Raw genomic sequence first — 12,048 nt, forward strand, 5'->3', positions numbered from 1 at the left:
GGCAACGCGAACGGCCCGACACGTCGTACGGGCCGGGGCCTCCAGACTACGACGGCCCGCTGACGATCACCCGTTCGCCGCCCTCCCCGCCGCCCCGCCCGCGGCGGGGCTATTCGCTCGCGATCGCGTTCAGGACGTTCATCCGCCCCGCCCGGAAGGCCGGAACCAGCGCCGCGAACAGGCCCACGAAGGCCGAGCCCACGAAGACCGCGCCGATCGTCGGCCACGGGATCTCCAGGACGCCGAGGCCCTCGAGCGCCAGGAGTTTCTGGGCGGCGGTGCCCCAGCCCATGCCCAGGCCGAGGCCGAGGAGGGCGCCGAAGAGGGCGATGACGACCGACTCCAGGCGGATCATGCGGCGCAGCTGGCGGCGCGAGAGGCCGACGGCGCGCAGCAGGCCGATCTCCCGGGTGCGCTCGACGACCGACAGGGCGAGGGTGTTCACGACACCGAGCACCGCGACGACGATCGCGAGGGCCAGCAGCCCGTAGACGATGTTCAGCAGCTGTCCGACCTGGTCCTGCAGGTCCTTCTTGTAGTCGGCCTGGTCGGCGACCCTGTACTGCGGGTACGGCGCGAGCGCGTCCTTCAGGGCCTGGTAGGCGGCCGCCTCCTGGCCGTCCTTCGCGGTGGCGAAGACGACCGTGCTCTTCGGCATCCGCTCCGCCGGCAGGTAGCGACCCGCCGTCGTCAGGTTCGTGTACTTCACGCCCTTGTCGATGGTCTCGGCGTCGGAGGTGATGGCCGCGACCCGCAGCGTCGCGGACCGGCCGCCGTGGAAGGCGACGGTGAGCCGGTCGCCGACCCGGACTCCGTGCTCGGCGGCGTAGTCGCTGCCCACCGACATGGCGCCCGGCCCGTACGCCTCCGCCAGCGTGCCCGCCGTCGTGTCGCGCCGCACGTCCTCGGCGTACGTCGGGTCGGCGGCGACCAGGCCGGTCTTCTCGGCCCTGCCGTGCGGGTCGGTGACCGTCACCTCGAGCCACTTGTAGGCGGTGACGTGGTCGAGACCGGGCGTCCTCGCCACCGCGGCCTGCGCCTGCGGCACGATCGGCTGTCCGCCCGCCGACCGGACGATGAAGTCGGCGCCGACGGACCGGTCGAGTTCCTCGGTGGCCGAGGCGACCATCGAGGAGCCGACCACCGACAGGCAGGCGACGAGCGCGAGCCCGATCATCAGGGCGGCGCCGGTGGCGCCGGTGCGGCGCGGGTTGCGCAGCGCGTTGCGCTCGGCCATCCGGCCGACCGGGCCGAAGACGCGCAGCACGACGGCGCCGAGCATGCGGACGAGGGCGCCGGCGAGCAGCGGGCCGACGACGACGAAGCCGAGGAGCGTGAGGACGACGCCGAGGCCGAGCCACAGCGAGCCCGCGGCCGCCTCCTCGGCCCGCGTCGCCGTCCACAGCGCGCCGGTGCCGGCGGCGGCGAGGAGCACGCCGACGCCACCGCGTACGGCTCCGGCCCGGCCGTCGGCGGGAGTGCCGGCGTCGCGCAGGGCCGCCATCGGGGAGACCTTGCCGGCCCGCCGGGCGGGCACGAAGGCGGCGACGACGGTGACGACGACACCGAGGACGAGACCGACGACGGGCGTGGTCCAGCGGACGGTGAGGTCCTCGGTGGACAGCTCCATGCCCATCGACGACATGATCTTCATCAGGCCGACGGCGAGGCCGACGCCCGCCGCGACACCGGCGACCGAGCCGACGACGCCGAGCAGCAGCGCCTCGAGCAGGACGGAGCGGTTGATCTGGCGGCGACTGGACCCGAGGGCCCGCATCAGGCCGATCTCGCGGGTGCGCTGGGCGACCAGCATCGAGAAGGTGTTGACGATCAGGAAGATGCCGACGAGGAAGGCGATCCCGGCGAAGCCGAGCATCGCGTACGTCATGACGTCGAGGAAGCCCGCGATGTCCTCGCGGCCGGCGTCGGCGGTCTCGGCGGCGGTCCGCAGCCGGTAGCCGGAGCCGATCTCCGCGGCGATGCGCGCCTTCAGCGTCTCGTCGCTGACGCCGGGCGCGGCGTCGGCGGTGATCTGCGTGAACAGGCCTTCCTTGCCGAGGAGTTGGCGCTGAGCGGTGGCGGTGTCGAAGTAGACGAGGGTGGCGCCCGGGTTGGTCACCTTGAAGGCGACGACGCCGGAGATCCGCGCGGTGAAGTCGCCGGTGACGGCGATGGTGCGCAGCTCGTCGCCGATCTTCAGACGGTGCTTCTCGGCGGTGTCGCTGTCGACCATGACCTCGGTGGGACCGCGGGGCTCGTGGCCGGAGGCGATCTCGACCGAACGCAGCTCGTTGGGGTTCCAGTTGGCGGCGATGGTCGGGCCGCCGGAGGACGGGCCGACGTTCTCGTTCCCGGCGTCGACGACGGTGACGGCCAGGGAGACGACCTGGCCCTGGGCGGCCTTGACGCCGTCGGCGCCCCTGACCCGCTCGACGAGCGCGGCGGGCAGGGTCTCCGGGCGGCCGCTCCCCGGTATCTCGTCGTCCTCGGCGGCGTCCTTCGGGCTGACGGTGACGTCGGAGGAGGTGGTGGCGAAGAGCTTGTCGAAGGTGGTGTTCATGGTGTCGCTGAACACCAGGGTGCCCGCGACGAAGGCGACGGACAGCAGGACGGCGACGGCGGACAGCGCCATGCGGCCCTTGTGCGCGAGGACGTTGCGCAGCGAGGTCTTGAACACGGTCACGACGTGCGCCCCCGGGCGTCGAAGTCCTTCATGCGGTCCAGGACCTGGTCGGCGGTGGGCGCGCGCATCTCGTCGACGATCCGCCCGTCGGCGAGGTAGAGCACACGGTCGGCGTAGGAGGCGGCGACCGGGTCGTGGGTGACCATGACGATGGTCTGGCCGAGCTCGTCGACGGAGCGGCGCAGGAAGCCGAGCACCTCGGCCCCGGCCCGCGAGTCGAGGTTTCCGGTCGGCTCGTCGCCGAAGATGATCTCGGGCCGGGCGGCGAGCGCCCGGGCGACGGCGACCCGCTGCTGCTGGCCGCCGGAGAGCTGGGCGGGCCGGTGCCGCAGGCGGCCGGCCAGGCCCACGGTCTCGACGACCCGGTCGAGCCAGGCGGTGTCCGGTCTGCGGCCGGCGATGTCCATGGGCAGCGTGATGTTCTCGAGCGCGGTGAGCGTCGGCAGCAGGTTGAAGGCCTGGAAGATGAAGCCGATGCGGTCGCGCCGCAGCCGGGTGAGCTTCTTGTCCTTCAGGCCGGTGATCTCGGTGTCGGCGAGGTGGATCCGCCCGCCGCTGACGGTGTCGAGACCGGCGAGGCAGTGCATGAGCGTGGACTTGCCGGAACCGGACGGCCCCATGATGGCGGTGAACCGGCCACGCTCGATGTCCACGTCGACATGGTCGAGCGCGACGACCCGGGTCTCCCCCGATCCGTACGCCTTGACGACCTGCCGCGCCCGCGCGGCGACGGCCGTACTCCCTCCGGGATCCCCGGGCCTCAGGACGCTCACAGCCGACGTCACGATATGTCTCCTCTGTACGGGTACGTACGCGTTGGTGCGGAACGTGTACGAGTCTGGTCGGGCCCCGGGGCCGGGACAGTGGTGTCCGGCGCACTCTTCGCCCTGCGGTTTTCCGCAGGGCCTCGCCCGTAAGACCACGCTAGGGACGCGGGCTTCGCGGCTCGTCCTCCGGCGGAAGGAACGGCCCCTGGCTCGTATGAGGGAGAAGCCCCTAGGGGTTCCTCCACCCCAGGTCTTGGTGAGAGGCTGACCCGGGCGCATTTAGATGTACGAAGCATCCGTGCACCCGTCAGGGTGAGGAGAGAGGTCAGCGTGTCCGAGTCCGGGTCCGGGTCAGCGTCCGGGTCGGCTTCCGGGTCCGCGTCAGGGTCCGGGTCCGGGGCGGCGGGGAGGGCGAGGGCGAGGCAGGTGGTGGAGGGCCCAGGGGCGGACGTCACGCGCCGCGGGCCCGTCGTCGCCGCGCTGATGCTCGGCATGGCGCTCGCCGCGCTCGACGGCACCATCGTCTCCACCGCCGTCCCGCAGATCGTCGGCGACCTCGGCGGGCTCTCCGTCTTCTCCTGGCTGTTCTCCGGCTATCTGCTCGCCGTGACCGTCACCCTGCCCGTCTACGGCAAGCTCAGCGACACCTTCGGCCGCAAGCCCGTCCTGATCGCCGGCATCGTGCTCTTCCTCGTCGGCTCCGTGCTGTGCGCCTCGGCCTGGAACATGGGCTCGCTCATCGCCTTCCGCGTCGTCCAGGGCCTGGGCGGCGGCGCCCTGCAGGGCACGGTCCAGACGATCGCCGCCGACCTCTATCCCCTGAAGGAACGTCCCCGCATCCAGGCCCGGCTCTCCTCCGTCTGGGCCACCTCCGCCGTCGCGGGCCCGGCGGCCGGCGGTCTGCTCGCCGGATACGCGGACTGGCGCTGGATCTTCCTGGTCAACCTGCCGGTCGGGGCGGCGGCGTTGTGGCTGATCGCCCGTTACCTGGTGGAGCCGGGCGCACCGGCGGTACGGGGCGGGGCGCGGCGGGGCCCGGCGCCGCGGGTCTCCGTCGACTGGGCCGGGGCGCTGGCCGTCTTCGCGTCCGGCACCCTGCTCCTGACCGCGCTCGTGCAGGGCGGAGTGGCCTGGCCATGGCTGTCGGCGCCCTCGCTCGGCCTGTTCGGCGGCGCGGCCGCGCTGGCCGCCGTGACCGTCGTCGTCGAACGGCGGGCCGCCGAGCCGATCATCCCCGGCTGGGTCTGGCGCCGCCGCACCATCGCCGCCGTCAACCTGGCCCTGGGCGCGCTCGGCCTGCTCATGGTCGCGCCGACCGTCTTCCTGCCCACGTACGCCCAGGCCGTGCTCGGACTCGGCCCGATCGCGGCCGGTTTCGTGCTGTCCGCGATGACCCTGAGCTGGCCCGTCACGGCCGCCCTGTCCAACCGGGTCTACACCCGGATCGGCTTCCGGCAGACCGCCGTCCTCGGCATGAGCCTCGCGCTCCTGGTCCTGCTCGCCTTCCCGCTGCTGCCGTTCCCCGGCGAGCCCTGGCAGCCCGCGCTGCTGATGCTGCTGCTCGGCGGGGCGCTCGGCTTCTTCCAGCTGCCGCTGATCGTCGGTGTGCAGTCGACCGTCCCGTACGAGGAACGGGGCACGACCACCGCCTCGGTGCTGTTCGTCCGCCAGATCGGCCAGAGCGTCGGCGCCGCGCTGTTCGGCGCCGTCGCCAACGGCGTGCTGGCGGCCCGCCTGGGCGGCGGAAACGGGAACGGGAGCGGGAGCGGTGGGGATCTGGACGGGCTGGTCCGCGCCCTGGAGACGCCCGGCGCGCTGACCGGTCCGGCCGCCGACCAGCTGCGACGGGCGGTGGACGCGGCCGTCGACTACGTCTACCTGGGCGCGGCGGGCGCCGCCGCCCTCGCCCTCGTCGTCCTGGTGACGATCGCCCCGCGCCGCTTCCCGGTCCTGACCGAACTCAAGGAGCAGGACGAGCCGGAGCCCGAGGAGCCGGGATCAGACGATCCGAAGTCGGGCGAGCCGGGGCCCGAGGAGCCGGGGTCCGTGGCGCGGAGGCCCTCCGACGCCGCGGGCTGATGCCCTGACGGCCGGCTAGTCGCCGGAGTCCCCGGCCCCGGCGCCCTCGCCCTTCTCTCCGTCCACCTCGTCCTGGGCGCGGGCGCGGCCTCCCGTGAGCGTGGCGAGCGAGGCGCGGATGTGTTCCATGTGGGAGTGGATCTCGTCGCGGGCCTCGTCGTGCTCGCGCAGCACCCGTTCGGTCTCGCGCTCGGTCCGTTCCCGCTTCAGCCGCGCGGCGGCCAGCAGTTCCGCCGCCTCCGCGTCCGCGTCCTCCCGGCCGTGCCGGGCGGCCTCCTCGGTCTCGGCGAGCGCGCGTTCGGCCTCGGCGAGGCGCTCGCGCGCGGCGGACAGGAGTTCGTCGTGCCGGGCGGTCTGCTCGGCCGCCCGCGCCGCGGCCGCCCGCTCGGCGTCCTCCCGTACCGCCCGCTGCTCCTCGCGCTGCCGGGCGAGGAGGTCCGCGGCCTCGCGTTCGACGGCCTCGAAGGCGGCGGCGGCCTCGGTCCGCTGCTGCTCGGCGTCGCGGCGGGCGTCCTCGCGCAGCGCCTCGGCCCGCTCGCGGGCCTCGGTCAGCGTCGCGCGGGCCGCCGCCTCGGCCGCCGTGGTGACCTCGTCCGCGTACGCCTTCGCGGCCTCGGCCACCTCCTTGGCGGCCGTGTCCGCCGCCTCGGCGAGCGACTGCGCCTCGGCCTCCGCGGCCCGTACGAGGGACTCGTCCTCGGCCTCCGCGAGCTCCAGGATCCGGCGGGCCCGCTCGCTCAGGGACTCGTAACGCTGCGGGGCGAGCGAGGCCACGGCCTCGCGCAGCCGGGCGGCCTCCTGCGCCGTCTCCTCGGCCAGGGCGGTCAGCCGCGCCGCCCGCTCGAACGCGTCGTCGCGCTCCGCGGCGAGCGCGGCGAGGCGGCGGTCGACCTGCTCGGGCCGATAGCCGCGCCCGCGTCCGACGGAGAAGTTCATCCCTGACGCCCTTTCGACTGCTTCGTCCTGAGGTCCTTATGTCCTCAAACATCAAGGATGCGCCATGAGACGTCATGAGAACGGACAAAAGGCGCCCGACGTGAACACACGTCGGGCGCCTTTTGTCACATTCGGTCGGGCGTGGCTACAGCAGGCCGTCCCACATCTGCTCGAGCAGCACCGACCACCAGTTCTCCGGCGACGCCAGTGCCGCCGGGTCCAGCATCGCCAACTGCGCCTGGAAATCGACCGTCCAGCGGCCCGCCTGCTCCGGGTTCAGGCCGAAGCGCAGCCGCCACATCCGGCCCAGCAGCGCCAGGCAGCGCACGAACTCCGGCAGGCCGGTGTTCACGAACTGCGGCGGCACCGACTGCCCGCCCGGCCCCGCCTCCACCGGGACGGCCACGATGTGCGCCGTCCCGTACTGGACGCAGATCGCCCGGCCGAAGTCCGAACCGAGCACGAGGTACGAACTCGCGTCCGGCGCCGGCTGCACCTGCCGCTGGCCCGCCAGCTCGGCGAGCGTCGGCACGACCGGCACGGCCGGCTGCGCCCAGAAGAACGGACCGAAGTCGGCCGGCAGCCCCGCCCACATCAGCGTGACCGCCACCACCTCCGGCACGCCCTGCCGCGACACCGCGCGCTGGTCGAAGCGCAGGATGCCCGGACCGAACGCCCCGGCCAGCTCCTGCGCCACCCCGTCCGGTGGCAGCGGCGGCGCCGGCTGCACCTGCGGCAACGGCGCCCGCACCGGCGCGGGACGCGCCGGGCCGTCCGCGACCTGGTGCAACTCGCCCTGGTGCGTGAGCAGTTGGCGCATGCCCTGCTGGCGGCCCGCGTGATCACGGCCGTACGGCGCGATGTTGGTGATCCGCGCCTGCGGCCAGGTCTCACGGATCATCCGCGCGCAGTAGCCGCCCGGCAGCTCGCAGGACTCCAACTCGGTGTGCAGTTCGAGCACTTGCTGCGGCGGCACGTTCATGGCGCGCAGCTCGTGCAGGATCTGCCACTCGGGGTGCGGCGTGCCCGGCGCGGAGCGGCGGATGAGCTGCTGCTCCGAGCCGTCGGGCGCGCGGTAGCGCAGCACGGCCTGGTAGCCCGGGCCCACGATGGGCAGGCCGGCGGGCGGCTGCTGCGGATAGCCGTACGAGGGCGCCGGCGCGGGTCCCGGCGGCGGAGGCGGTCCGGCCGGGCCGGGCTGCGCGAGCATCGTCGCGGCGTGCGCGACGCCGCCCGGAGGCGTGCCGCCCGCACCCGCACCGGGCACACCCGGCGGCGGAGGCGGAGGCGGCGGCGCACCGGGACCACCCTGACTCGGATGCGCGAGCATCGTCGCGGCCTGTGCGACCCCGCCCGGAGGCGTACCGCCCGCACCCGCACCGGGCACACCCGGCGGCGGAGGCGGAGGCGGCGGCGCACCGGGACCACCCTGACTCGGATGCGCGAGCATCGTCGCGGCGTGCGCCACCCCGCCCGGAGGCGTACCGGGCGCACCGGGCGCACCGGGCATGCCGGGCGGCGGAGGCGGCGGCAGCGGCGTGCCCGGACCGCCCTGGCTCGGGTGCGCCAGCATCGTCGCCGCCTGGTGCACGGCCGGCGGCGGCGTGGGCGAACCGGGCGGCGCGGGCGGGGCCGGCGGGCCGTCGGGCAGCTGCGACACGAGCTGCGTCCGCACGTAGCCACCGGCGGGGGCGGGAGCGGGAGCGGGCGGTGGCGTGCCGTCCGCGACGCCGGCCGCGCCGGGCGCCTGCTGCCCGAACGTGCCGTCCTGGTTCAGCCGCGGCGCGATGGCGGTCGGCGGCAGCGCGCTCCCGCCCTTCATCAACGCGGTGGGCGCGTCGGCTCCCACCGACGGCGCCGGCGCGTCCTCGTCGTCCGCACCGGACAACGGCGGCGCGAACACGGTCGCCGGCAACGGCACGGCCCCGTCGGCCCCGCCCGCGCTCGCATTGGCATCGGCCCAGGGACTCTGCCCGCCGCCTCCCGGCGAGGCCGCGGGCGGTGCGGCCGCGTCCGCCTCCGGCGCGGTGGGCTCGTCCGGCGAGGAAGCGCCGCCGTCGGCCACGGGAGCGGCAGCCGCTGAGGTCTCGGCGGAGACGGCAGCGGAGTCGCCGCCGGAAGCGGCGTCCGGCCCGGCCGCCGCAGGCGGCGTCACCGACGCGACCTCGGACGCACCCGCATCGGACGCACCTTCCGGCGCCGCCGCCGCCGGCGAGGCCGACACCTCGGCTCCGGCCGCCGCGACCGGCCCCGCCCCGGTGTCACCGGAAGCGGCGAGACCCTCGGTCGACGACTCCGGGCCGGCCGACGCACCCTCCGGCGCCGCCCACGGCGACGCCGACGCAGCGGCGCCGGGCACCTCGGCGGACCCCGACGGAGCAGCCGCCTCACCCGGCACCGGCGGCACCGAAGCCCCCGCAGAGGCGCCCGACGCACCGGACTCGTCAGCACCCGAACCGGCAGTCCCGGCCGACGCGGACGAAGCCGCCTGCGGCGCGGCCCACGGCGAAGCCGACGCATCGGACTCGGCAGCGTCGGCCGGCGCGGACGAAGCGCCCTGCGGCGCCCACGCATCGGCCTCCGCAACACCCGAACCGGCAGCGCCCGCAGGCCCGGACGAGGCACCTCGTGGCGCCGAACCGGCGTCGGGGGACGCGGGCCCGGACGCGGCGCCCGGGGACACGGGCGCCGGGGCGCCCTCCGGCGCGGCCCACGGCGAGGCCGACGCGTCCGCGGCCGGGCCGTCAGGGCCCGTCGGCTGCGCGGGGACCGCGCCCGTCGCCTGGGACGCGTTCGAGGCGACCGGCGGGATGCCCGCCTTGTCCGCCGCCTCCTGGAGCCACTCCGGCGGAGTCAGCAGGAACGACGTCTGATTCAGGTCGATCCGCGCCGGCTGCGGCGGAACCGGCGCGGCCGGTTCCGTAACGGAGCCGTACTCCTCCTCGTACCGCCGGATCACCTCACCCACCGGCAGCCCCGGCCACAGCGTCGCCTCCCCGCTGTCCCGCGCGATGACCAGCCGCAGCCGGTCACCGTCCGGAGTCCGCGTCTCCTCACGGTCCTCCGCCCACACCACGAACCCGAGCCCGAACTCCCGCACCCGCACCTCACGGTGCAGATACGCCGGCACATCGCCGTTGATCCACTCCTCGGCGCGCTCCTGCGCCTGCGCGAACGTCACCACGGCCAGCTCACTCCCCCACCGGAACCACGGGCACGGCGCGCGCGAAGCCGCCGTCCACCATCAGGTTCGCCACCGTCTCCAGCTCCGGCGGACTGCCCGCGAGCCGCTGCAGGAACGCGTCGAAGTCCGCACCGCACGGCAACAGCAACCGCTCCACCCGCTCGTTCACCGTCCAGCCGGCCGCCACCGCACCCGCGTCCCGGGCGTCGTCGTACGGGCAGAACCACACGGACCCGACCGCCTCGCCCTTCACCTTCACCGCCAGCAGACCGCCCTGCACGAACGCCACACCCAGGAAGTCCTTCGTCAGATGGTCCCGCAGGCACTTGTTCACGTAGACGAGGTCGTTGATCCCCGCCTCCTCACGCACCGTGAAGAACGGCTGGTCCACCAGCAGCCCCAGCTCCGCGTCCAGCGCCGTACCCACCGGCGCCGAACCACCCGCCGCCTTCAGGAACGCGCGATACGCCCCCGGCAGCCGGTAACCCAGGTCCTCCTCCACGCCCTGCACCTGCTGCTCCGACACCGACACCACACGCTTCGGCAGCCCGAAGTGCGCCGGCCGGGTCTCCTGCAGCGGACGCGTACCGCGCTTCGTCTGGTCCACCGACGTCGACGTCGCCACCCCGCCGTGGTGCCGCAGCAGCGCCTTCACCTCCACCGGAACCAGCTCCAGGCGACGCGAATGCGCCACGTGGTGCCACGTCCAGCCGTGCGGCGTCGCGACCGCCGGGATCGTGTCCCACAGCTCGTGCCCCGTCGCGGCCAGCGCCGCGTTCGCCGACACGTAGTCCGTCAGCCGCAGTTCGTCGACGCCGAAACCCTCCGGAGGGTCGGCGATCTCCGCCGCCGCCCGCGCGTACGGAGAGAAGTCCGGGTAGCCGCGCTCGTCCACCCGTACCCCTCGGGGATGACGGGAGGCCCGGACCGGGTCCGGGAAATGCACGACCTGCCCGGCGTACGCCGCGTTCGGCGGCGCGGTGTCCTGGCCGAGCCGACCTGTCGTCATGGCGGTATGCCCCCTGGTATCCACTGGCTGGTCCGCACAGCCTATGCGCTGGCACAAGCCCACGGACCGGCCCGCCCCGCCCCGACCGAGCCCCCGGCCGGGCCCCGGGCCGGGTCCCGGACCCGACTCGCCGCGCCACGGCCCCGTCCCCACCCCAGACCTCCACGGACGGTGACCAAGTGTCACGACGGCATGACAGCACCGCCATCATTCCGACACACCGAAGACACCATTGCGCGCCCCAGCTTCCCCATCCGGCACCGCGTTTGGCAGGCTGTTCACGCAACTCGGGGGATTGCAGGAGGGGAAGACGAGCACCATGCACGCAAGCACCACACCGGCACCAACGCCCACTCAGGGTGACCCACGCCTCAGCTGGGGCAGCGACGCCGACACCCACCGCGCCCCCTTACTGCGTCACCGCCGCGACGGCATCCTGCCCACCGTCGGCGCCGCCCTCTCCGTCCGCGGCGAGACCACCCTCACCTGCACCGCCGCACGCGGCGACCAGGCGCCCGCACTCCACCCGCTCGTCCAGGACTTCCTGGACACCCTCACCAGCGGCCAGCGCGAACGCTTCACCGGACGCTGCCCGGAGGCGATCCTGCTCTCCCGCCACCTCACCGCCACCGAGAACGCCCGCTCCCGGCGCGCCCAGCGCAAACCGCTCACCCACAGCGAGGCCCGCCGCTCCCTCAAGCACGCCAAACTCACCGCCCGCCGCATCCGCGAGGACGGCGACCCGCTGCACGGCAGCTACGCCGCGCCCTGCCGCTCCTGTACGGCGATGCTCGCGCACTTCGGAGTCCGTACGGTCGACCCGACCACCGTCCAGAACGGCTGACGCCCGCCCATGCCCGACCTGACCAGCACCCGCTTCCCCATCAACGTCGACGCCGCCCTGCGCCAGGCCGGCTGGCAGCCCGGCCGCTGGGACATAAAGCTCGCCGAACACTGGGCCGACACCCTGCGCGGACACATCTCCCCGGCCGGACACCGCCACAGCGTCTTCCCCGCCGTCGTCGAAGCCTGGGCCGAGTTCGGCGGCCTGCGCGTCACCGCCCCCGGCCAGGGCCGCCAGATCGCTCCCGCGACCGTGCGCTTCGACCCGCTCGCCGGCCTCCACCTCGCCCGCACCCTCGGCGACCTCGGCCGCGCCCTCGACAGCGAACTCGCCCCGCTCGGCGAGGAGGGCGAGGACGGACAGCAGCGGGCCGTCCTGGCGATGGACGTCGAAGGCCGCGTCTACAGCATCGACCACACCGGCGACTGGTACCTGGGCCGCGACATCGACACGGCCCTCGCGACGCTGATCACGGGAACGCAGCCGACCCGACTGGTGGCCGGCCGCTAGGCCCGCATACGAGCGGCCGGCGCCCGAGCGTCCTAC

Annotated in this window: 8 protein-coding genes; 3 read left to right on the forward strand and 5 right to left on the reverse strand. The window is 74.5% G+C overall.

The window, feature by feature from the left end; all coding sequences use genetic code 11:
- Positions 1–109 precede the first annotated feature (109 nt).
- Positions 110–2,683, reverse strand: a complete 2,574-nt coding sequence (locus ACIGO8_RS29545; RefSeq protein WP_399737007.1) for an ABC transporter permease — start codon at positions 2,681–2,683, stop codon at positions 110–112.
- Complete coding sequence (locus ACIGO8_RS29550) at positions 2,680–3,468, reverse strand: ABC transporter ATP-binding protein (RefSeq protein ID WP_399737010.1); 789 nt, start codon at positions 3,466–3,468, stop codon at positions 2,680–2,682. The genes ACIGO8_RS29545 and ACIGO8_RS29550 overlap by 4 nt, the downstream gene beginning before the upstream one ends.
- Positions 3,469–3,933: 465 nt before the next feature.
- Here ACIGO8_RS29550 and ACIGO8_RS29555 point away from each other — a divergent pair, with 465 nt between their 5' ends.
- Positions 3,934–5,529 carry an MFS transporter gene (locus ACIGO8_RS29555; RefSeq protein WP_399737145.1) on the forward strand — a complete coding sequence of 532 codons (1,596 nt, stop codon included), beginning with the start codon at positions 3,934–3,936 and terminating at the stop codon, positions 5,527–5,529.
- 15 nt (positions 5,530–5,544) lie between these two features.
- Here ACIGO8_RS29555 and ACIGO8_RS29560 read toward each other — a convergent pair whose 3' ends face one another.
- From ACIGO8_RS29560 to ACIGO8_RS29570, 3 genes are all read right to left on the reverse strand, one after another.
- Complete coding sequence (locus tag ACIGO8_RS29560) at positions 5,545–6,465, reverse strand: cellulose-binding protein (RefSeq protein ID WP_399737012.1); 921 nt, start codon at positions 6,463–6,465, stop codon at positions 5,545–5,547.
- A 145-nt stretch (positions 6,466–6,610) separates the two neighbouring features.
- A complete protein-coding gene (locus ACIGO8_RS29565; RefSeq protein ID WP_399737014.1) occupies positions 6,611–9,649 on the reverse strand; it encodes an SUKH-4 family immunity protein in 3,039 nt (1,012 codons plus the stop codon).
- 7 nt (positions 9,650–9,656) lie between these two features.
- Positions 9,657–10,658, reverse strand: a complete 1,002-nt coding sequence (locus tag ACIGO8_RS29570; RefSeq protein WP_399737016.1) for an SMI1/KNR4 family protein — start codon at positions 10,656–10,658, stop codon at positions 9,657–9,659.
- 319 nt (positions 10,659–10,977) lie between these two features.
- Here ACIGO8_RS29570 and ACIGO8_RS29575 point away from each other — a divergent pair, with 319 nt between their 5' ends.
- On the forward strand, positions 10,978–11,502 hold the full coding sequence (locus ACIGO8_RS29575; RefSeq protein WP_399737018.1) for a YwqJ-related putative deaminase: 525 nt from the start codon (positions 10,978–10,980) through the stop codon (positions 11,500–11,502).
- A gap of 9 nt (positions 11,503–11,511) precedes the next feature.
- A complete protein-coding gene (locus ACIGO8_RS29580; RefSeq protein ID WP_399737021.1) occupies positions 11,512–12,012 on the forward strand; it encodes an SUKH-3 domain-containing protein in 501 nt (166 codons plus the stop codon).
- Positions 12,013–12,048 lie beyond the last annotated feature (36 nt).

The organism is Streptomyces sp. NPDC053493 (assembly GCF_044544825.1).
Classification (GTDB): Bacteria; Actinomycetota; Actinomycetes; order Streptomycetales; family Streptomycetaceae; genus Streptomyces.